Annotated in this window: 16 protein-coding genes and 1 tRNA gene; 12 read left to right on the plus strand and 5 right to left on the minus strand. The window is 33.5% G+C overall.

Annotated features, from left to right (window positions below; genetic code table 11):
- Nucleotides 1–16: 16 nt before the first annotated feature.
- On the minus strand, nucleotides 17–2,434 hold the full coding sequence (locus OZP12_RS03790; RefSeq protein ID WP_281227719.1) for an MASE1 domain-containing protein: 2,418 nt from the start codon (nucleotides 2,432–2,434) through the stop codon (nucleotides 17–19).
- A gap of 375 nt (nucleotides 2,435–2,809) precedes the next feature.
- A tRNA-Phe gene (locus tag OZP12_RS03795) sits at nucleotides 2,810–2,882 on the minus strand.
- A gap of 143 nt (nucleotides 2,883–3,025) precedes the next feature.
- On the opposite strand from OZP12_RS03795, the gene OZP12_RS03800 reads away from it, so the two are divergent.
- From OZP12_RS03800 to OZP12_RS03830, 7 genes are all read left to right on the plus strand, one after another.
- Nucleotides 3,026–3,760: a type III pantothenate kinase gene (locus OZP12_RS03800; RefSeq protein WP_281227720.1), complete on the plus strand. Its 735-nt coding sequence runs from the start codon at nucleotides 3,026–3,028 to the stop codon at nucleotides 3,758–3,760.
- Complete coding sequence (gene bamG, locus OZP12_RS03805) at nucleotides 3,753–5,003, plus strand: BamG family beta-barrel-assembly machinery protein (protein WP_281227721.1); 1,251 nt, start codon at nucleotides 3,753–3,755, stop codon at nucleotides 5,001–5,003. The genes OZP12_RS03800 and bamG overlap by 8 nt, the downstream gene beginning before the upstream one ends.
- A gap of 44 nt (nucleotides 5,004–5,047) precedes the next feature.
- Nucleotides 5,048–5,602 (plus strand): LPS export ABC transporter periplasmic protein LptC, encoded by a 555-nt coding sequence (gene lptC / locus OZP12_RS03810; protein ID WP_281227722.1) that lies wholly within the window; start codon nucleotides 5,048–5,050, stop codon nucleotides 5,600–5,602.
- A 16-nt stretch (nucleotides 5,603–5,618) separates the two neighbouring features.
- On the plus strand, nucleotides 5,619–5,810 hold the full coding sequence (locus tag OZP12_RS03815; protein ID WP_281227723.1) for a hypothetical protein: 192 nt from the start codon (nucleotides 5,619–5,621) through the stop codon (nucleotides 5,808–5,810).
- Between the two features lie 5 nt (nucleotides 5,811–5,815).
- The gene (locus OZP12_RS03820; protein ID WP_281227724.1) at nucleotides 5,816–7,078 is read left to right on the plus strand and encodes a hemolysin family protein; all 1,263 of its coding nucleotides are present in this window, start codon (nucleotides 5,816–5,818) and stop codon (nucleotides 7,076–7,078) included.
- Between the two features lie 109 nt (nucleotides 7,079–7,187).
- A complete protein-coding gene (locus tag OZP12_RS03825; protein ID WP_281227725.1) occupies nucleotides 7,188–9,287 on the plus strand; it encodes a peptidylprolyl isomerase in 2,100 nt (699 codons plus the stop codon).
- A gap of 323 nt (nucleotides 9,288–9,610) precedes the next feature.
- Nucleotides 9,611–10,039, plus strand: coding sequence for a hypothetical protein (locus OZP12_RS03830; RefSeq protein ID WP_281227726.1), 429 nt, complete (start codon nucleotides 9,611–9,613; stop codon nucleotides 10,037–10,039).
- Between the two features lie 40 nt (nucleotides 10,040–10,079).
- On the opposite strand, the gene OZP12_RS03835 is transcribed toward OZP12_RS03830, so the two are convergent.
- Nucleotides 10,080–10,991, minus strand: coding sequence for a GYDIA family GHMP kinase (locus tag OZP12_RS03835; protein WP_281227727.1), 912 nt, complete (start codon nucleotides 10,989–10,991; stop codon nucleotides 10,080–10,082).
- A 169-nt stretch (nucleotides 10,992–11,160) separates the two neighbouring features.
- Nucleotides 11,161–12,477, minus strand: coding sequence for a hydroxymethylglutaryl-CoA reductase, degradative (locus OZP12_RS03840; RefSeq protein WP_281227728.1), 1,317 nt, complete (start codon nucleotides 12,475–12,477; stop codon nucleotides 11,161–11,163).
- Between the two features lie 442 nt (nucleotides 12,478–12,919).
- Between OZP12_RS03840 and OZP12_RS03845 the strand changes: the two genes are divergently transcribed.
- From OZP12_RS03845 to OZP12_RS03860, 4 genes are all read left to right on the plus strand, one after another.
- Nucleotides 12,920–15,097 carry a S9 family peptidase gene (locus tag OZP12_RS03845; RefSeq protein WP_281227729.1) on the plus strand — a complete coding sequence of 726 codons (2,178 nt, stop codon included), beginning with the start codon at nucleotides 12,920–12,922 and terminating at the stop codon, nucleotides 15,095–15,097.
- Nucleotides 15,098–15,124: 27 nt separating this feature from the next.
- Nucleotides 15,125–16,840 (plus strand): peptide MFS transporter, encoded by a 1,716-nt coding sequence (locus tag OZP12_RS03850; RefSeq protein WP_281227730.1) that lies wholly within the window; start codon nucleotides 15,125–15,127, stop codon nucleotides 16,838–16,840.
- A gap of 105 nt (nucleotides 16,841–16,945) precedes the next feature.
- Nucleotides 16,946–18,457, plus strand: coding sequence for a peptide MFS transporter (locus tag OZP12_RS03855; protein WP_281227731.1), 1,512 nt, complete (start codon nucleotides 16,946–16,948; stop codon nucleotides 18,455–18,457).
- A 119-nt stretch (nucleotides 18,458–18,576) separates the two neighbouring features.
- Complete coding sequence (locus tag OZP12_RS03860) at nucleotides 18,577–19,086, plus strand: thioredoxin family protein (RefSeq protein ID WP_281227732.1); 510 nt, start codon at nucleotides 18,577–18,579, stop codon at nucleotides 19,084–19,086.
- 8 nt (nucleotides 19,087–19,094) lie between these two features.
- On the opposite strand, the gene OZP12_RS03865 is transcribed toward OZP12_RS03860, so the two are convergent.
- Nucleotides 19,095–21,119, minus strand: a complete 2,025-nt coding sequence (locus OZP12_RS03865; RefSeq protein ID WP_281227733.1) for a ComEC/Rec2 family competence protein — start codon at nucleotides 21,117–21,119, stop codon at nucleotides 19,095–19,097.
- 209 nt (nucleotides 21,120–21,328) lie between these two features.
- Between OZP12_RS03865 and OZP12_RS03870 the strand changes: the two genes are divergently transcribed.
- Nucleotides 21,329–21,730 (plus strand): hypothetical protein, encoded by a 402-nt coding sequence (locus OZP12_RS03870; protein ID WP_281227734.1) that lies wholly within the window; start codon nucleotides 21,329–21,331, stop codon nucleotides 21,728–21,730.
- Nucleotides 21,731–21,798: the final 68 nt, after the last annotated feature.

Raw genomic sequence — 21,798 nt, forward strand, 5'->3', positions numbered from 1 at the left:
AAATTCTCTTTTAGTTTTATTTTTTAATAGGTATAGTAAAATGAATACTGGTGCCTGCTCCCAATGTGGATTTAATCCAAATGTTTCCTCCGTGCAAGGCTATTATTTTTTTACAAATAGCTAGTCCAATTCCTGTTCCCGGATAATCTTCCCGGTTATTAAGGCGTTTAAAAATGACAAAGGCTTTTTCTTTGTCGCGCTCGTCAATTCCTATACCATTGTCTTCAACAGTAAATTGCCAATTTTCATCTATTAATTTTGCATTAATTTTAATGATTGGAGGGGCTTCTTTCTTCCTGAATTTTATGGCATTGGATATTAAATGTTGAAACAATTCGGTCAATTCTATTGAATAGCCTTTTAGTTTGGGTAAATCTTCGATTGTAATTTTACAATTTGTCTCTTCTATAATTTCTGATAAAGATGAAATGGCGTCATTTACAATTTCGTTACAATTGATTTCTTCTAGCTCAATTTGGTTTCCGATTCGGGAGTAGTCCAATAAACCTTTGACCAGTTTTTGCATTCTGTCGGAGGATTCCAAAATGAAGTTAAGATACTGATTGATGTTTTCGTTAATTTCTTTTTGGAATTCCGTTTTGATGAGTTCTGAGAAATATTTTAGGGTAACTAAAGGTTCTTGTAAATCATGTGAGGTGATATAGGCAAATTGCTCTAATTCTTTATTCTGAATTTGTAATTTCTGGTTTTGATAAGCAATTTCATTTTCGTTTTCTTTTCTTTGGGTAATGTCCCTTGCGATTGCGTTTATATGATGTTTATTTCCTTCATTGTCAAAAATCATTTTGGCGCTTAGGGAAATGTGTTTTAATGATCCAGATTTTTTTTTAATCACTCTTTCGTAATAATACAAAACAGAATGTTCATTTACGAGTTTGATTACTTCGTCACTTTTTTCGTCATCGGGTTGTAAAAAATAGGTCGGTTTTCCAATCAATTCTTCTGCGGTATATCCGCAAAAATCTTTTATTGACGGACTTAGATCAATAAAAATTCCGTTGATATCAGTTTGGAAAATTACGTCCTGAACAGTTTCAAATATATTTCGGTATTTTTCTTCGCTTCTTTTTAAAGCTTCTTCATCTTTTATTTTTTTGGTAATATCTGTCGAAATAACCGTGGCACCAATAATACCGTCGTTTTTGCTTGCAATTGGGCTGGTCTTAAATTCCCAATGGCTATTGTTGGAGTCAAAATGTTTTACGGTAGTTGTGTTTTCTCCTAAAAATGCCTTGTTTAATACTTCCACTGCTTCATCTAAATCTTCCTTTTTGATATTGCAATCCTGTAATTTCATACCCAAAGCAATGTTAGCGCCAAACAAGATTTTCATGTTACGGCTGTGCTGGTGGTTAAAACTTAGATATTCATAATTTCGACCAATGGAATAGATACTGAAGTTTTTTGGACTTTCAAGTGTAGATTCGAGTAGAATTTGATTTTTACGAAGATTGTTTTCACTTGCTATAATTGAATCTTCGGCTTTTTTTCGTTCGGCAATAATTCCTGATAAAAAAAGACTGCAAATGCTTATTGTGCTAAGAAATAGATCCAAAAATAAAATAGAATCGTTCATGTGTCCTTCGTTGAAAGGTCCTATTCCCTGAGTTGTTGTTATTATCGCAAATAATGAAATAATTAAGATGATTAGTGTTGTGATTTGAATTGGAAATCGATAAGCAGACCAAAACAATAGAGGGAAGATGAGGTATTTTAAGTCGTTGTATTGAAAAAAAACTAATAAGTAAACCACAATAGATAGTAATCCATAGAATGTTAATTCGAAGAAGTTGAAATTATTTCTTTTAAACGAGTCCTTTAAAAACCAAGACAATATTAAAGGCGTAATTAAAATTATTCCGATTGCATCCCCAAGCCACCATGTTTTGTAGGTGTACCAAAATTGTTCGATAGGTACTGAGCCTTCAACGATCAAACTGATTACTCCTGTTAATGAAGTTATTGTAGAATAGGAGATTGATCCTAAAATAAGAAGTATTAGTACACTTCGACCATTGTTCAAAGGATCTTCTTTTTTGCATAAGCGTAACACTATACTTGTGCCTGTAATTGCTGCTATTGTTGTGCCAATCGAAATAAAGATACCTATTGGGATGTAAGTTAGAAAATGTTCTTTATTGAGATTTAGAATATTTACATGGATAAAAGTATTTGAATAAAGAGAGCCAATCCAGACGCCGATAAGTGCTTTGTGACCCAAAATCAATACCGATGCAAAAGCAAATCCTGAAGCAATAAAAACAGGACTCACAGTTCCAGGATCAATTGTTACTAAAAAACTTATTTTGACAAGTAAAATATATAATGCCGCAATCACAAAAATTGCAATTGGAGTAGACCTTAATAGTGAAGGTATCGAATATAAAGGAGTTAATGAATTGCCTGATTTCATTATATTTTGCTTAAATAAATGGGAATCACTAAAAAAATGACAAATTTTGTCGCAATATACTGATACTAAAGATACCTATTTTTCTGAAAAAAATATTTGGATTCCTAAAAATGTAAGTTTGACGGGATGAAATTACAATATTTATACGAAAAATTTTATAAAAATAAAGTGTTTTTGTAGGTATTTGTAGCTGGAAAGTCTAATTTTTGGATTCGAAAAAAAATAGAATTGTAACTGATGGAGTATATTTTTTTTGTTTAGATTATCTAATATTTTTGCTTAATCCTCAACTTTTTGCGCAAGATCCTTGATCCCCTAAAAATCCAAATGGAAATGGATTATAAACAAAAAACCCACTCGGTTGAGTGGGTTTCGTGGTACCTCCAGGGATCGAACCAGGGACACATGGATTTTCAGTCCATTGCTCTACCATCTGAGCTAAGGTACCGTGCTTTTCGTTTCAGCTTGTCACTTTCAACAGCGAGTCTGTGAACTTGTTTGCGGGTGCAAATATAGAATCTTTTTTAATTTAAACAATACATTTTTTTAAAAAAAATCTATTTGTACCTTAGCGTTTCTAAAAATGAAACCATGGTTTTAACTATTGATGTTGGGAATTCAAGAATTAAAGGCGCTGTTTTTGAGAAGGATAACTCCTTGGAGCTATTCGTTTTTTCTAGAGATGAAATTCAAAAAAAAATTGAAATTATTTTGAAAAAATATCCAAAAATTACGCATTTGGTCGTGGCTTCAGTTGGAAAAGCCGATAAAGATTTGTTTTTGAACTTTAAAAATGAGCTTGATGTATGGTTTATTTCTCATGAAGACGCCTTTCCTTTTGTTAATAATTATGCTACCCCAAAAACATTAGGTATTGACAGAATGGTCTTGGCAGCTGGGGCAACTTTACAGTTTAAAGGCCAAAATCGATTAATTATTGATGCTGGAACTTGCGTGACTTATGATTTTGTGGATGAAAATGATGTGTATCACGGAGGAGCCATTTCTCCAGGCTTGCGTTTGCGATATGAATCCTTGCATAATTTTACCGAAAAGCTACCTTTGCTGCAAGTTAATAATCCAAAGCACTTTGTAGGGGATTCGACCGCAGAAGCTATTCATTCAGGAATTGTAAATGGATTGGTCTATGAGATTAGCGGTTTTGTCGATGAATATAAGTCTAAACATACAAACTTTATCATAATTTTAACGGGTGGTGACTCAGAATTTTTGGCTAAACGATTAAAAAATACCATATTTGCCAATTCAAATTTTCTTTTAGAGAGTTTGAATCGAATTTTTCAATATAAAATAGGAAATGATTAAAAAAATTAGTGTTATTGCATGTTTCTTTTTTTCGCTGATGTCTAACGCACAAAGTGGATCTGCTTCTCCTTATTCCTTTTTTGGACTTGGTGAATCCCGATTTAAAGGAAATCTTGAAAATCGTTCTATGGGAGGGTTAAACATTGAGCAAGACAGTCTCCATATTAATATTTTGAACCCTGCTAGTTTTGCCGCTGTAAGATTTACCACTTTTACAATGGGAGGAAATTATACTGCTACTAATTTAAAGTCAGATTCAAATAGCGGAGATGCAAAAAGAACAGCTCTGGATTATTTGGCCGTTTCTTTGCCATTTGGAAAGATTGGTGTGGGATTTGGATTGTTGCCTTATACTTCGGTAGGTTATCATATTCAGTCTACGAGTTCGGAACCGGATGGTACAAATAATGTTATGAAAGGAACAGGAGGTTTGAATAAAGCTTTCTTTTCAGTGGGATACACAATTATTCCTAATTTATTGGTTGGTGCCGATATACAGTATAATTTTGGAAGAATCAATAACACGAACTTGGAATATCTTACTGGAGTGCCAATCGGAACCCAAGAGGAAAATAAAGCTGATTTGAACGGTTTCGCAGCTAATTTTGGTGTAATGTACCGACATAAAATTTACAAAAAAGTAAACTTTTACAGTGGTTTGACCTATACTCCTCAAAGTAAATTATCTTCTTCGAATACCAAAACCATTTCTACAGTAAACTATAATTCTAATTTTGATGTAGCGATTATCGATCCATCGGATTCAAAGCAAATTAGAAAAGATTTGACAATTTCGGACAAAATATCATTTGGTTTTGGTGCAGGGCAAACAAAGAAATGGATGATAGGAACCCAAATGACTTTTCAAAATGTCGGGGACTTAGCAAATGAATACAATGCATCAAGTAAAGCTACTTATGGGAAATATTCAAGTTACAGCTTAGGAGGGTATTATGTTCCAAACTTTAATGTTTTTTCTCAATATTATAAAAAAGTGGTTTACAGAGGAGGTTTGAGATTTACAAAAACAGGAACTATTATTGATTCTGAAGAGATTGACGATAAGGCAATATCATTAGGTCTTGGATTGCCAATACCGGGAGGTGTTTCTAATATTAATTTAGGTTTGGAATTTGGACAAAAAGGAACAACAGCAAAAGGTTTGGTTCAGGAAAATTACTTTACTTTTGCAGTGAGTTTCTCTCTTAATGACAGATGGTTTGGACAACATAAAATTGAGTAATCATAAGTCAAATAAATACTTTTTATCAATTGACTTGTCAAGTTATGGCTTTCTTCAAAAAATATACTCTATCATTTTTTCTGCTAATTATTGTTGTTAGCATGGTTTTGGGCTGTGAGAATAATTTTAAGGAAGTACAAAAAAATGATTATTCGGAATTTGTTCCCAGTGGTGATGCCGACAATGTAAATTTGAAATATACCGATTCGGGAAAAATAAAATCCATATTGATAAGTCCGAAAATGTATGATTATGCGAATGTAGAATTCGCATTCACGGAATTTCCAAAAGGGGTAGACGTGACAATCTATGACAATAAAGGGAAAAGAACTTTTATCAGGTCAAATTATGCGATTTCATATAAGCCGACTAATATTATTGATTTGCAGGGAAAAGTAAAAATAACGTCGGAAACTGGTCAGATGCTTGAAACGGAACAGTTGTATTTTGATCAAAAAAATCAATGGTTTTTTACTGAGAAAAAATTTAAATTGACGGATGCTAAAGGAGGGTCAACGGGACAAGGAATTGACTTTAGCAAAGACTTTAAAGTGGTGAATTCGCAACGAATAGAAGGCGAAGTCGAATCTTCGGAATAATAAAAACAACAACAACATGAATTTTTTAAAATATACCTCTTACCTTTATTTAGCTTTTGGAGTCTTCTTTTTATATGATGGATATACAAAAATAAATACTGCCGAAACTCCTTGGTTGAGTTTTATAATTGCGGCTCTTGCTATTTTTATGTTTTTCTTTAGAAGGAGATTTTCTAAAAAATTTGAAGACAGAAATAAACAACCCTAAAAACTATGGAAATAAGTATCATAATATTGTGTTTAATACTATGTGCTTTTTTTTCAGGAATGGAAATCGCTTTTATTTCCTCCAATAAAATTTATTTGGAGTTAGAAAAAAAGCAAGACAGTTTTGTCTCTAAAACCCTGACCAAACTTACCGAGAAGCCATCGAAATTTATTGCAGCAATGCTTATTGGAAACAATATCGCACTGGTTGTTTACGGATTTTTCATGGGTGAACTGTTAATGGGTTGGATTTTGCGGCTTGATTTGCATTTTTCAGATTTGACCAGCCTGTTTATTCAAACTGTGATTTCTACCTTCATTGTTTTGATTACCGCAGAGTTTTTGCCGAAAGTTTTTTTTCAGATTTACGCCAATTCGGTTATTAAATTTTTCGCCATTCCGGCTTATTTTTTTTATAAGTTATTCTATTTTATTTCTACTTTTTTGATTTGGATTTCTGATTTTGTTTTGAAAAAATTTTTCAAAACCGAAGGGGATCAGGTGCAGCTTTATTTTAGTAAAGTGGAATTGGGTAATTATATCAACGAGCAAATGAGCACGGTTGACGAGCATGAAGAAGTGGATTCTGAAATACAGATATTCAGAAATGCGTTGGATTTTTCTGGTACAAAGGCCCGTGATGTTATGACCCCGAGAACTGAAATTGCAGCCGTTGAAGTTGGTGAATCGGTGGAGGATCTTAAAGAATTGTTTATCGAGACCGGTTATTCTAAGATAGTCATTTATCAAAATTCATTGGACGATATTATCGGTTATGTCCATTCTTTTGATTTGTTTAAAAAGCCTTTGTCGATCGAAGAGATTGTTATTCCAGTGGAGTTTATTCCGGAAACGATTTATGTAAAAGACGCCATGGATTTATTGACTAAAAAAAGAAAGAGCGTTGCGGTCGTGTTAGATGAATACGGAGGGACATCAGGAATTCTAACCATTGAGGATATTGTTGAAGAACTTTTTGGCGAAATAGAAGATGAACACGATGATTTGGATGAAGAATTGATTGAAAAAGAGTTGGAAGATGGCGTTTTTCTATTCTCTGCCCGTTTTGATGTAGAGTATTTAAATCAAACCTATAAACTGTCAATTCCCGAAAGTGATTCATACGGAACACTAGGTGGATTTATAGTAAATTTCACCAAAGAAATTCCTCAAAAAGGTGATCAATTTACGATCGAAAATTATCATTTTGTCATTGAAGAAGCCACAAATAAGAAGATTGAATTGGTTAAAATGACAATCAAAGACTGATATTGTTTTGGAAACTCAAAAAAAATCAAAAAAAAAACACTAGTTCTATAATTATTAATTAGATAATTGTATTTTCGCAAACAAAATTTTAAAATAAACATAATAAACAATGGCAGTTTTATCAAAAATTAGACAACATTCCGCTATAATGATTGGGGTTATTGCCCTGGCATTATTTTCATTTATCATACAAGACCTTTTTACGAAAGGGAATTTTGGTAAGAGTTCAAAGGATGTTGGAAGTATCAATGGAAAGGATATTTCATTTGAAGACTTTAGAGTTAAAGTCAGCAATTTGGAAAAAAGCGGACAAGGGATTTCTGCTACAGAAGCGTCTAGACAAGTATGGGAGCAAGAAGTGACTATCGCTTTACTTTCTGCCGAATTTGATAAATTGGGGTTAAGAGCTGGAGAAAAACACATTATGGATGTTCTTAAAGCAGATCCAAATATTGGTAAAAACCCAATGTTCTTAAATGGGGCAGGTATGTTTGATATTGCAAAATTCAAAGAATATTTCAAATCAAATCCTGAGCAAGCACAATATTTGAAAGACAGAGAAAAAAGTGCCGAATTGAACGCGAAATTCCAAATGTACAATACCTTGATTAAAGCAGGTATTTATACAACAGAAAGCGAAGGGAAATTCAATTACGAAATGGCTTCAAACAAAGTTAACTTTGCTTATGTTGCCGGTTTGTTTTCAACTATTAAGGATAGTGAAGTGAAAGTTTCTGATGCAGATATTTTGGAGTATATGAAAGCAAGTCCAAAAAAATTCAAATCTGAAGAAACTCGTAAATTGGAATATGTTTTAATTGAAGATAAAGCTTCTCCGGAAGATATTACTGAAGTTAAAAACAAAGTGACTTCATTGTTGTCAGGAAGTGTAGTTTATAACCAAGCTACTGGTAAAAATGATACTTTAGCTGGTTTTAAAAACACAAAAAATGTTGCTGAGTTTGTAAATTCAAATTCTGATGTTCCTTACGATTCTTCGTATGTTGCCAAAAAAGATTTGCCTGCTGTAGATTCTGATAAATTGTTCAACTTAGCTCCAGGTGAAGTTTATGGCCCTTATGTTTTTGGTAAATACTACTGTATTTCTAAATCTTTGGGTAAAAAAGCTGGTGTAAATGCAAAAGCAAGTCATATCCTTATTAGTTATGAAGGAACACAAGTTCCAAACAAAAGAGAGAAAAGAACTAAGGAAGAAGCTAAAGCTAAAGCTGAAGAGATTTTGGCTCAAGTACAAGCAAATCCAGATAGTTTCATGATGTTGGCTTTCACTAATTCTGATGATTCTTCTGCTCAACAAGGTGGTGATTTAGGATATTTTGGACAAGGTGCAATGGTAAAACCTTTCAATGATTTCGTTTTCAACAACGGTATCGGAAAAGTTGGATTGGTAGAAACTCCATTTGGATTCCACATTATTAAAATTACTGATAAACAAGACGGAGTACGTTTAGCAACTGTGGCTCAAAAAATTGAAGCTTCAGAAGCTACTTCTGATAAAGTATTTACACAAGCAACTAAATTCGAAATGCAGGTTGCTGATAAAGATTTTAATAAAGTTGCCAAAGAAATGGCTCTTACAGTTGCACCAGCTGTTTCAGTTAGAGCGATGGATGAAAATTTTGGTCCATTAGGAAATCAAAGAACTATCGTAAGATGGGCTTTTGAAAAAGACACTAAAGAAGGTGCTACAAAAAGATTTGAAGTGGCTAATTTAGGACACGTTATTGCAAAACTTACTGCGATTGACAATTCTGGTTTAGTACCAGTTGACCAAGCTAGACCTTATGTAGAGCAAATTCTTAAAAACAAGAAAAAAGCTGAAATTTTGAAAGCTAAAATGAATGGAAGTTCATTGGAAGCTATTGCAAAAGCTACAGGTTCAACAGTTCAACAAGCTACTAATGTTACTTTGGAGAACCCAGTTTTAACAGGTGGTGTTGGTCAGGAGCCGAAAGTAGTTGGTAATGCATTTGCATTGGCTGCAAATAAAATGTCTGCTCCAATTGAAGGTGTTACTGGTGTATATGTTGTGAAAAACATTAGCACTGTAAAAGCACCGGCTTTGAAAAGCTATGCTGACAACGTTGCAAAATTGAAAGCTCAAAGTGGTGGTGATGTAAACAGAGTATTGCCAGCCTTAAGAGAAGATGCCGATATTAAAGACAACAGAAAAGATTTTAATTACTAATAATAAGTAATTTTCACAATAGAAAAACCCCGATACTTTTAAAACTGCAGGTATCGGGGTTTTTTGTATCTAATATTTTTAATTATCAAATAATTAACATTTAATTCGTTGAATATTTGTAGATGTGTTTTGAAAATCAATTTATTGGTAAAAATATATTATTAACATTAAAGAGTTGTTAATGTCTGGAAAAAAGCTGTAAATTTATATTCGATTAGTGTTTTAAAGATGCTGATTTTTAAAGAGCGTTTCCCAATCTAGCTCAATATTGCCTACTAAAAAAATAAAGGATTCACGGAATTTTTAACGTAAATGTATTTATTATGTTTAGTTTTTTTAAAAAAAATCCGAAAGTATATTCCAATATTGAAAGCCATATATTTGGAATAATCACAGAGTTACTGAAACTTAATGCAACTGATATCAATTGTGATGAATTAGGCGGGAAATATTATTTAAGTAACGAAGAGCATCATTTCAAGGTTACTGTGTTTAGTAATGAATCTGTAGTAAGGTTGACAAATACCCGAGATTCTGTTGCCGAGAAATATAACAAGTCTTTTGTTGATGATATTTTAAAAGCGATTAAAGAAGAGAAACATCACAGGATGGAATTGGTAAATGACTCTATTTCCACCAGCATTGAAAAGATGGCGGAACGTCTGCATAACACGCTTATTGATTCTAGCGCAGAAAACAAAACCATTCGTTTGGAGACCGACGAATTCAATAAAGATAAAACGGCTAATTAGGTAAAAGTGTTTGTTATGGAATAAATTTACTTTATTGAAATCAGAGAATCATATCGCCGTATTCTAAAATTGTTTTATACCCTTTACTTTGAAAATAAGCACGTGGGTTTTCTTTTGAAACAGCCATAATAAAATCGCCTCCCCAAGCCCCAAGGCTTTTTATCGTTCCATCAAAGTCAGGGAATAAAGATTCTTTTACTGTTTTTGTTTGAAGAACAGAACTCATTTCTTTCTCATGTTTTTCTAATGCTTCCGCAAAAGTGTTTTCATCTTTCGCATTCAAAATGGATTGAGTAAGCTGATTGATGATTTTTTTGGAAGCTTCCAAATCGTTTCTTTTCTCTTTATAAGATGCGATGGCATTTTTGCTGTTTTGCTTTTGATTAAGATAAACAAAGAATATATTTTCTGTAAATGTAGGATTGAAGTTTGTCTTTTCAACAATTGGTTTTCCTTGTTCGAGATGATATAAAATTGGACCGTTATTATGTGCGCAGGCAATATCATAGCCGCTTCCGCCAAAACTATTTTTAAGAAGCGTAAAAGCGTCAATGTCGAACCATTGAGCGATGTTGTTTATTAAAGTGGAGGATGTGCCCAATCCCCATTTTTTTGGAAAAGTCAGTTGAGTTGAAACAATAAGTCCTTCCGAATTAGAAATAACATTCGGATTCATTTGATAAGCTTCTCTCAGAATTGTAATCAGTGTATTTTTAACAGATTCTTTTTCAAAAGGAACATTGGAAATAATTTCTGAAAACAGGATTGTTTCCTCAAACCAAACACTTCCGTCGGCATCGAAACTTTTCCATTTGATTTCTTGATTGTTATTTTCTTCGATGATAAGATTTTGTCCAAATTTTGTTGGCAGAGCCAATGCTTTTGCACCATCAAGAACCAAATATTCTCCAGTTATCAAAAGTTTTCCGTTGCTGTAAAATGTTTTTTTCATTTTTGAAATGACGTTTTTGCCACGAATTCACGAATTTTTTCATTAAAAATTTGCGGCTAAATTATATTCACGAATTTTAATAATTAGGAAAAGTGGACAAATAAATTTGTGTTAATCTTCATTAGATTATATGAGTCAAATGGAAATTCGTGCATTCGTGGCTAAAAGTTTATTTCCTTAAATTTTCAATAAAATCTACGACAGCACTATGGGAAACAACATGATGTTTAAAATGTTTTTTAATCAAATGACTCTCTTCGTCGTCCGTGTTAAACTGATTGAGGATGTTGTTCAAATGCATTTTCATATGCCCCTCTTGAATTCCAGTTGTGGTCAAAGAACGCAATGCAGCAAAGTTCTGTGCTAATCCCGCAACGGCAACGATTTGCATTAATTCTTTTGCAGACGGTTTTTCAAGCATCTCCAAAGATAATTTTACTAAAGGATGAAGCGATGTCAAACCACCTACAGTTCCTAATGCCAATGGGATTTCCAACCAAAAACTAAAGATTCCGTTTTCGATTTTTGCATGTGACAAACTAGAATATTGACCATTTTTAGAAGCGTAAGCATGAACCCCGGCTTCTACAGCTCTAAAGTCGTTACCGGTTGCCAAAACAACGGCATCAATTCCGTTCATGATTCCTTTATTGTGAGTAACTGCACGGAAAGGCTCCACTTCGGCAATTTGAACGGCCTGAATAAATTTGACAGCGAACTCGTGTGGATTTTCAATATGTTTTTCGGCTAAATCTTCAATCGGGCATGAAACTTCGGCTCTAACGATGCAATTTGGAACATAATTCGAAAGAATACTCATTACCACTTTTATGTTTTTTTCTTCTTCAGAAAATAAATTGTAATCCAATGCTTCTTCCTTCAATGTTTGGGCAAATTGTTCCAAACATGAATTGATAAAGTTGGCGCCCATACTGTCAACCGTTTCAAAAGTGACATGGAGTTGATGGTAATTTGGGAGTAAATCGGTTTTGTCTTTTAGAACAATATCCAAAATACCGCCACCTCTTTTTTGCATGTTTTTAGTCAAATGCTCGGTAACTTCAAATAGTTTCGATTTTAATTGGTCAAAAAATAATGTCAGTTTGGATTTGTCTCCTTCATAAATAAAATGGACTTGCCCAATTTTTTCAGTATCAATAATTGTTGCTTTGAATCCACCTCGGGTTGACCAGAATTTTGCCGCTTTGGAAGCTGCCGCCACAACTGAACTTTCCTCAATTGCCATTGGAATTGTTGAGTATTTTCCATTAATCAGGAAATTGGGAGCAACACCCAGCGGGATGTAGAAATTTGAAATCGTATTTTCTATGAATTCATCGTGAAGTTTTTGAATTTTCTCATCAGAATTCCAGTAATTTTTAAGTAATGCTATGGCTTCACTTGGAGTTGAAAAATAGTTATTGGCAATCCAGTTTATTTTTTCTTCTTTGGATAATTTGGAAAATCCAGCAACAGCGTTGTTCATAGGTGTAAATTATTGCTTAATGACCGCAAAGATACACATTCCATGTTATTGTTTTTTTCAAAAAGAATAGCTGTTTTAAATCCGATAGTTTTATGCAAGGAAACTGATTTTTCGGCCTTTATGATTGTTTTATGGCTCTATGTTAAGAGATTTTGATTTGGTAACAAAAACTTAATACTGCAAAAATAATGGTAAGAATGTTTGTACTTTGTTTCGATGATAATATAATATTTAGAATAATTGTTAAAAATATTTTTTTATAACATTTATTAGAGCAAAAGTGTTTTATTTATAAAATTTTCACTAAAATTGTCGGTTTATAACTCAATCCATATTATGAAAGAATTGCAGCTATAGAGGTCGTAAATACCTATAAAAAGATGCAATTAGAGCGATACGGAGAGAGGCAATTAGATATTTCAAAAAATAATTAACACCTTTTATGAATTCGAATAAAATTACTGTATTACTTTTCTTTTTGTGTGTTTCGGTCTTTGGACAACAAAAAATTACCGTCGATGAAATTTACGCGGGGGCTTTTAGAGCCAAAGGAATGGATGAACTCCAGTCGATGAAAAATACCAATCAATATACAGTATTGAATTCGGATAGAACAACAGGAAGCAATCAAATCGATCTTTACGATTTTGCAACCTTAAAAAAAGTGTCAAACCTAATTGATACTAAAAACTTCAGAGAGTTAGCAGATGGAATCGATAGTTATGCCTTTGATGATGCTGAAAAGAAAATATTAATTGCTTGTAATTCAAAGCAAATTTTCCGCCACTCTTTTACAGCTGATTATTTTTTATACGATATCGCTACTAAATCGCTGACTAAGCTGTTTGATTTTCAAGTACAAGAACCAACTTTTTCTCCTGACGGAACTAAAATTGCTTATGCCAAAGAAAATAATTTATATGTTTATGACATAGCTTCGAAAAAATCAACGGCAGTTACTACTGATGGTAAAAAGAATTCAGTAATTAACGGAATTACGGATTGGGTTTACGAAGAAGAATTTGCTTTTGTCCGTGCTTTTGATTGGAGCAAAGACAGTAAAAAATTAGCATATATCCGTTTTGACGAAAGTCAGGTTCCTGAATTTTCGATGTCGATTTTCCAGAAAAGTTTGTACCCAACAATCGAAACTTTTAAGTATCCAAAAGCGGGAGAGAAGAATTCGTTAGTTTCATTACACTTATATAATGTAGATTCTAAAGCTTCGCTAAATGTTGATTTAAGAAAATATAATGATTTTTATATTCCAAGAATAGAATGGACGAACGATGCCAATATTCTATCTGCAAAAGTGGTTAATCGTCACCAAGACAACTTAGATTTATTATTTGTTGACGGAACTACAGGAGCGGCAAAAGTTGTTTTCAACGAGACAGAAAAAGCATATATTGATTTTCTTGACACAGACAATTTAACTTTCCTGAAAGACAATAGCTTTATTTGGACAAGCGAAAAAGACGGTTTCAACCACATTTATCTTTATGATAAAAACGGAAAACTAAAAACACAAATCACAAAAGGAAACTGGGAGGTTACTTCATACTACGGTTTCGACGAAAAAACAAAAACCATTTTTTATCAATCTACAGAAAATGGTTCTATCAACAGAGACATCTACCGCATTGGATTAGACGGAAAAAACAAAGTTCGTTTGTCTAAAAACACTGGAACAAATGCGGCGACTTTCAGTCCTAATTTCCAATTCTTCATTAATACTTTCTCAAGCGCTTCTCAGCCTACAACTTATACTTTAAATGAGTCAAAAAACGGGGCAGCAATTCAGGTTATCGAAAATAATAAAGCGCTTGCTGATAAATTGAAAGGCTACAATTTGCCTTTGAAAGAATTCTTTGTTTTGAAAACTGATAAAGGAAACGAATTGAACGCTTGGATTTTGAAGCCAAAAGATTTTGATCCTTCAAAAAAATATCCTGTTTTCATGTACCAATATTCAGGACCAGGATCGCAACAAGTAAACAATGATTGGAATTCTTTGGATGATTACTGGTTTGTTTCGCTTACACAACAAGGTTATATCGTAGCTTGTGTTGATGGCAGAGGAACGGGTTTTAAAGGTGCCGATTTCAAGAAAGTAACCTATAAAGAATTAGGAAAATATGAGGTTGAAGATCAAATTGACGCTGCCAAAGTCTTAGGAAATTATCCTTATGTAGATAAATCAAGAATTGGGATTTTTGGTTGGTCTTACGGAGGTTTCATGGCATCTAACTGTATTTTCCAGGGAGCCGATGTTTTCAAAATGGCAATTGCAGTTGCTCCGGTAACCAACTGGCGTTTTTATGACAGCATTTACACAGAGAGATATATGCAGACTCCGCAAGAGAATGCAAGTGGATATGACAATAACTCACCTATTAATCATGTAAATAAATTGAAAGGGAAATTCCTTTTGATTCACGGTTCAGGTGATGATAACGTACATGTGCAAAATTCAATGCAAATGATGGAAGCTTTGATTCAAGCCAATAAACAATTTGATTCTCAAATATACCCAGATAAAAATCACGGTATCTATGGAGGTAAAACCAGAATTCAATTGTTTACCAAAATGACAAACTTTATTAAAGAAAATTTATAATCCAAATCACAAATACCAAAAAACAAAATGGCAGAAATTCAGACTAAAACAGCACATCCAAAAGGACTTTGGGTGCTATTTGGAACCGAAATGTGGGAACGTTTCAACTTTTACGGAATGCGGGCATTGCTTACGCTTTTCATGGTGCATTCTCTAAAATATCTTGAATCGGATTCAGCAATTTTCTATGGCGGATTTTTGGCGTTGTGTTATTTGACTCCAATGTTGGGCGGTTTTATTTCGGATCGTTTTTTAGGAAATAGAAACTGTATATTAATAGGAGGTTTGTTGATGGGAATTGGGCAATTATTCCTGTTTTTTAGTGCCTCAATTTTTGATTCCAATTTAGGTTTTGCCAAAACAGCAATGTGGATGGGATTATTTATAATCATTTTTGGAAATGGGTTTTTCAAGCCAAATATTTCTTCGATGGTGGGAAGTTTGTATCCAAAGCAAGAAAAAACAAAATTGGATACTGCTTTTACCATTTTCTATATGGGAATTAACATGGGAGCTTTCTTGGGGCAATTTATTTGTCCAATATTGGGAGACGTGAAAGTGGATGGAGTTCAAGATCCATTTGCATTCAAATGGGGATTCTTTGCCGCTTCTATGGCAATGTTTACTGGGACTTTGGTGTTTTTCTTCTTAAAAAATAAATATGTTGTAACACCGGAGGGAAGACCTATCGGAGGATTGCCAAAACACAATACTTCGGATGATTTTGAAGAAGGAGAATCTCAGAAAGCCAATTTTACAAGTAAATCTATTTACACAGCAGTTGGTGTTTTTGTCGCCATGTTTTTTGTTTTCAGATATGTTCTTGTTGGCGAATTTGGAATTACTTCTTTTGAAATGAGTACACTTGTAAAAGGGTTGATTTATCCTTTTATTTATGGAGCTGGTATTGCTTTGGCTGTGTTAATCGTGTCGGATACATCGATTACAAAAGTTGAAAGAGACAGGATATTTGTAATTTATATCGTTTCATTTTTCATCATTTTCTTTTGGGCTGCTTTCGAGCAAGCGGGTTCATCATTAACTTTCATCGCATCGAATCAAACAGATAGACATTTCTTTGGATGGGAAATGCCAGCATCGATGGTGCAAATTTTCAATGGTTTGTTCGTTGTAATAATGGCGGTTCCATTTAGTATTTTGTGGGATAAATTAAGAGCATCTGGGAAAGAGCCTATTTCGCCTTTTAAACAGGCTATTGGACTTTTCTTGATTGCATTGAGTTATTTTATTATTGCAAATAATGTAAAAGATTTAGGTACAAGCGGAATGCTGGCTGTTAAGTGGTTGATTTTATTATATCTAATTCAAACTTGTGGGGAGTTATGTCTTTCACCTATTGGATTGTCCTTGGTAAGTAAATTGGCGCCAAAAAGATTCTCTTCTTTATTGTATGGAGTGTTCTTTATTGCCAATGCTGCAGGATATGCTTTGGCAGGGACTTTAGGTTCAATAATGCCGGCTACTGGGGATAAATTTAAAAAAGCACAGGAATTAGGTATCGATTTACAGGCCATATTGGACAAAAAAATCACTCCAACAGTAGAGCAGTTGAAATTGTTGGTCGATAACCAAATCAGTGATCATTATCCAAATTTTGCCGGATTTGAAATTCAAAATTTATATCAATTTTTCATGGTGTTTGTTGTGTTATCTGGTATTGCAGGTTTAATCCTGGCGTTTATGACACCTCTTTTGAAAAAAATGATGCACGGTGTTAGATAATTTGAAAAAATAAAATAGAATGAAACATCCTTTTTTTGAAACGATCAAAAAGAGGGTGTTTTTTTATTTGAAAAACACAGTGGTAACAACAATAAATAATTTATAATGGAACAAAATTTAAGTCTGGAGCAAATACAAAATTTTAAAGGAAAATATCCAAAACAGTTGTGGTATTTGTTTTTCAGCGAAATGTGGGAACGTTTTTGTTTCTATGGAATGCGCGGGATGTTGGTTGTATTTATGGTTGGTCAGTTAGGGATGAACGATAGGATTGCCAATTTGCAATATGGTGCAACCCAAGCTTGGGTGTATGCTTTTACATTCATTGGAGGTTTGTTTGCAGACAAAATTTTAGGTTTACGAAAATCTTTGTTTTGGGGCGGAATATTAATGATTATCGGGAGTGTTATTCTTTCGATAGACCCAAAACATTTCTTTTTTATAGGAATTGGGTTTACTATTGTGGGAACCGGATTTTTCAAACCCAATATTTCATCGATGGTTGGGCAACTTTATCAAGATGGTGATCCAAGAAGAGATGCAGGTTTTTCATTCTTTTATATGGGAGTAAATCTTGGAGCATTAATTGGAGGATATATTTGTATAGCAGTCGCTGAAGGTTCTATGTGGCAATCTATTGTTCCGGAGCATCTTCGTTGGAATGTTGGTTTCGGGTTCGCTGCAATTGTTATGATTGTTAGCCTTTTAACATTTACTCAAACTCAAAAGAAACTTGGAAGCATTGGCGTTTCACCACTTTTGGAAATTGAAACTTCCAAAAGGAAAAAAATGGAAGTGCTAACTTATGTTGGTTCTTTATTGATTATTCCTGTAATCATCGTTATGGTTGCCAATACTGCTTACACAGATTATTTTATGATGTTTATTGGACCCGCTTCCATTTTGTATTTGTTGTATGAAATGAAAAACTTTACGGTAGTTGAAAACAAAAAATTATTTGCGGCTTTGATTTTCATAATATTCTCCATTTTCTTTTGGGCATTTTTTGAGCAAAGTGGAGGTTCTTTAAGTCTTTTTGCGGTGAATAATTTGAACAATACAATTCTTGGTGTGAAATTAAGTCCAAATGGTGTGAACAATTCAGCTAATTCATTTTTTGTAATAGGGTTTGCTGCCTTGGTTGGATTGGTTTGGTTGTGGATGGCAAAAAGAAAAATTGAACCTAATACTGTTATTAAATTTGGACTGGCATTTTTATTTCTTGCCGGCGGTTTTTGGATATTTTATTATACTAAATTTTTCGCTGATGCCGGAGGAAGAACTTCTTTAGGATTATTTACTTTCGGTTGGTTTATCATCACTTTTGGTGAACTTTGTTTGTCGCCAATCGGGATGTCTGCAATGACAAAACTTTCGCCTTTGAAAACTCAAGCGGTTATTATGGGAATGTGGTTTTTGGCAAGTGCTTATGGACAGTACTTTGCAGGTATTTTAGGTGCCAATATTGCTGAGGCTTCCGAGAATGCAAGCAATCTTGAAAAACTAACTGTCTACGCCGATGGATACCAACAGTTAGCCATTTATGCCCTGATTGCCGGAGTGGTTTTGATTGCTATTTCGCCATTGGTCAAAAAATTAATGCAAGAAGTAAAGTAGCTGACAAATTTTGGTATTAATTTTGTTTAAATTTGTAAAACTGAAAACTTGGAATGGTCAATAAAGAGAAGATTTTAGTTTTTAAGATTTTATTAGACAAAAAAATAAATAGTTAAGAGATGAAAAAAATAATTTTACTTGTATTCTTTTTGGTTGGTGTAAGTGTTGCCCAAGCTCAAGAATTAAAATGGTACACGGATGTAAAAGAAGCTATCAAAGTTTCGAATAAAGAGAAGAAGCCATTGATGATGTTTTTTACAGGAAGTGATTGGTGTGGATGGTGTATTCGTTTGCAAAATGAAGTATTGAAAACCCCAGAATTTAATAAATGGGCTACAGCAAATGTTATTTTGGTGGAGTTGGATTACCCTAGAAGAGTTGAGCAATCGGATGAACTTAAAAAACAAAACAACGAGTTGCAGCAAGCATTTGGAATCCAAGGATTTCCAACAGTATTTTTTGCCAAAGGAACTATCAATAAAGAAGGAAAAGTAAATTTTGAAGGTTTGGGCAATACAGGTTATGTAGCCGGTGGACCAACGGCTTGGTTGGCGGTTGCCGATCCTTTTGTGAAAAATGCTAAAATGACCCCTGAGCCAAAATCCAAAACAAAAACTAAAAAAGCATAAGTTTTACATTAGTTAATTTTATAGAATCCCTTTTCGCCTGTTGCGTGAAAAGGGATTTTTTGTTGCTCACAAGTTATTTTCCATCTTTTTTGGAACGATTTGTAATTGGATGCATCGGCAACAATTAGTTTAGGTTTTAAGGTTTGCAAAAGCCTGTCAAAGTTGATTTTTGGGGATTGTGTGATGATTACAACATCGGGGCTGATATTTCGCGGGTACACCTTTGAACTGTCTATGACCAATATTTTGTTTCCCCTAAAATACATCAGGTTCTTTAATTTGTATTTTCCTTTCAATGTACTGAAATTGGCGGTGAGATAGGAAGCCAATACTGTATTGTTCAAAATATGATCGTTGGTATAAATGACTGCTTTATTTCCTTTTCGTTCGATGAGTTGGGTGCTTTTTGTAGTATTCAGTACGATAAATTCAGTTTGGTTTTGAACGTTCCATTTTGTTCCAATTGCGGATAATTGGAAGATTATAATTGAGATTAATACACAAATTAGACTTCTGAAATTTTTATATTGAAAAGTTATGATCACAGTGATAATCACTAAATAACTGCTGATTAATAGTGAAGAGTTTAAAGGAATATCTTTGATTACGAACTGTTCTAATGATGCGATTTTGTTAATTATTTTGTCCAAATAGTAAATACTTATTTCCAATGTTTTTGTCGGATAAAACGGAACCCAGTTGAATGCTGCCAGCGACATTATTAAAACGCCTAAACTCATAATGAAACCCAGAAACGGAATAACGATAAGATTTGTGACGAAAAACAGCCCCGGAAATTGATGAAAGTAATAAATGCTGAGAGGAAAAGTACCTATTTGAGCAGCAAATGAAACCGTTAATATGTCCCAAAAATAGTTTAGGATTTTGTTTTTAGGTTGCCAAAGGTTTGCCATCAAAGGCTGTAACCAAACAATAAAGAACAAGGCAACATAACTTAGTTGAAAACCCACATCGAACAGAAAGGAAGGCTGAAACAGTAAAATAAGAAAAATGGAAGCGAGGAGCGTGTGATAAATATTGACGCTTCTCCTTAAATATAACCCAATTGCTACAAACGAAAACATGGTTACGGAACGCACCACTGAAGGTGCCAGTCCTGCCAGAATCCCAAAAAGTGACAGGCAGGCAAGTGTGATTATAAGTTTGATGAAAGCCCCTTTTCTGGTGTTTGGAAATGGTTTTAGTATAAAAGTGACAAACAATAATATAAACCCGATATGCAATCCCGAAACCGACAGAATATGCACAGCCCCGGCATATTGATAGTCTTGAATAATTTCGGGGTCAATGTCTTGTTGTTGTCCCATTATCAGGGCTACGGCAACATTTAGTTCTTTGTTGTCGAAGTTACTTTTTTCCAAATTTTGGATAATCCGATTTCTTAGTCGTGAAGTGTAGAACCAAATGTCTTTTACTATTTCGGAACTGAGCTGTATTTCATTTGGTTCGGCGTAGAGTTGGGCATAGATTTGTTTGTTTTCGAGATACTGACGGTAATCAAATTGGTTGGGATTTTTTTGACTTGTGTTTTTTGACAAAAGTGAATTAATTTTTAATTGGTTGCCAATGATAAAGGTATGATTTAGACTGTCTTTGTTGATGTTGAGCAGAATTCGGCCAGTTGTTTTTTTATTGTCAACAGAATTCAATAGGGCAATATAGCGGTCATTGAAAGTATTGCTTTTTAGTTTTTCCCTTAACGTAAGCGTGAAAGTGTGTTTTTTATCAAAGATGTTTTTGCAATGAGTGTAATTGTTTTGCTGATTGGAATCGGTATGGACGGTTTGTGTGGTTATGCCAACTGCAAGGGCTAGGAGGTAGGTTGCTATTCCAAAAAAAAGTTGAAACTTTCTATTCGTCTTGCTTAAAAAATAAGCTGTTAAAAAAATAATGATGCTTACCGCAAGAAAAAGAAACACAATCATTGGGATTGGTTTTAGAAAATAGGTAATCAGAATGCCAATGACAAAGGCTATTGTTATTCTGGCAAGTGGAAATTGTAGTACTTTCATTATGCCAAAATACAAATATTTTGTAAGAAATAAATTCTTTTTACTGCAATTTTGTTGGGTAATCCCTATATTTGAAAAGAGGATAAAACGAAGTCAGACTTTTTGTAATTTAATTGATTTTTGGGGTGTATAAGCGCTATCTTGTTACGTATATAAACTTATTGGCAGTAATATTGACACCAGTTAGATATTAGAAAAACACATAAGAAATGAAAACAATAATTAAAATATTTCCAATAGCTTTTTTGCTTGTTTTTCTTGTAAGTTGTGACCCGGCTCACGATATTGTATTTACAAATAATACAAATTCAGTAACTAAGGTTAAATTCAAATTAAACCCAAGATTCAAAAACTATCGGTTAAGTGAATCAATGACTGGAGATTCAATTGTGCTTAATTTAAAACCAAAAGATACTGCGAATTTATATTTTGGAATTGGAGTTTGGGACGACAAAGAAATAGACCTATTATGTAATTCTATAATTAGTTTGGAAATTGAAAATAATGACTTAAAGACCGTTTATAAATCAAAAAAAACAATAAAAAATATTTTTGAAAATAATCAAGAAGGATTTTGGTGGAAAACGAGGATAGCAATTGAGGTTGAATAAAAATACTAATGCTAATACTCATGACAACAGATTTCAACAATAGCCTTAATAGAAAACGGTTTCTGTAT

This window comes from Flavobacterium aquiphilum, assembly GCF_027111335.1.
GTDB lineage: Bacteria > Bacteroidota > Bacteroidia > Flavobacteriales > Flavobacteriaceae > Flavobacterium > Flavobacterium aquiphilum.

Excerpts from the sequence above, each read along its gene's own strand:
- OZP12_RS03825 (WP_281227725.1), top strand. The coding sequence starts at position 7,188 with ATGGCAGTTTTATCAAAAATTAGACAACATTCCGCTATAATGATTGGG.
- OZP12_RS03865 (WP_281227733.1), bottom strand. The coding sequence starts at position 21,119 with ATGAAAGTACTACAATTTCCACTTGCCAGAATAACAATAGCCTTTGTC.
- lptC (WP_281227722.1), top strand. The coding sequence starts at position 5,048 with ATGGCTTTCTTCAAAAAATATACTCTATCATTTTTTCTGCTAATTATT.
- OZP12_RS03860 (WP_281227732.1), top strand. The coding sequence starts at position 18,577 with ATGAAAAAAATAATTTTACTTGTATTCTTTTTGGTTGGTGTAAGTGTT.
- OZP12_RS03815 (WP_281227723.1), top strand. The coding sequence starts at position 5,619 with ATGAATTTTTTAAAATATACCTCTTACCTTTATTTAGCTTTTGGAGTC.
- OZP12_RS03840 (WP_281227728.1), bottom strand. The coding sequence starts at position 12,477 with ATGAACAACGCTGTTGCTGGATTTTCCAAATTATCCAAAGAAGAAAAA.
- OZP12_RS03870 (WP_281227734.1), top strand. The coding sequence starts at position 21,329 with ATGAAAACAATAATTAAAATATTTCCAATAGCTTTTTTGCTTGTTTTT.
- OZP12_RS03845 (WP_281227729.1), top strand. The coding sequence starts at position 12,920 with ATGAATTCGAATAAAATTACTGTATTACTTTTCTTTTTGTGTGTTTCG.
- OZP12_RS03835 (WP_281227727.1), bottom strand. The coding sequence starts at position 10,991 with ATGAAAAAAACATTTTACAGCAACGGAAAACTTTTGATAACTGGAGAA.
- OZP12_RS03790 (WP_281227719.1), bottom strand. The coding sequence starts at position 2,434 with ATGAAATCAGGCAATTCATTAACTCCTTTATATTCGATACCTTCACTA.
- bamG (WP_281227721.1), top strand. The coding sequence starts at position 3,753 with ATGATTAAAAAAATTAGTGTTATTGCATGTTTCTTTTTTTCGCTGATG.
- OZP12_RS03855 (WP_281227731.1), top strand. The coding sequence starts at position 16,946 with ATGGAACAAAATTTAAGTCTGGAGCAAATACAAAATTTTAAAGGAAAA.
- OZP12_RS03830 (WP_281227726.1), top strand. The coding sequence starts at position 9,611 with ATGTTTAGTTTTTTTAAAAAAAATCCGAAAGTATATTCCAATATTGAA.
- OZP12_RS03800 (WP_281227720.1), top strand. The coding sequence starts at position 3,026 with ATGGTTTTAACTATTGATGTTGGGAATTCAAGAATTAAAGGCGCTGTT.
- OZP12_RS03820 (WP_281227724.1), top strand. The coding sequence starts at position 5,816 with ATGGAAATAAGTATCATAATATTGTGTTTAATACTATGTGCTTTTTTT.
- OZP12_RS03850 (WP_281227730.1), top strand. The coding sequence starts at position 15,125 with ATGGCAGAAATTCAGACTAAAACAGCACATCCAAAAGGACTTTGGGTG.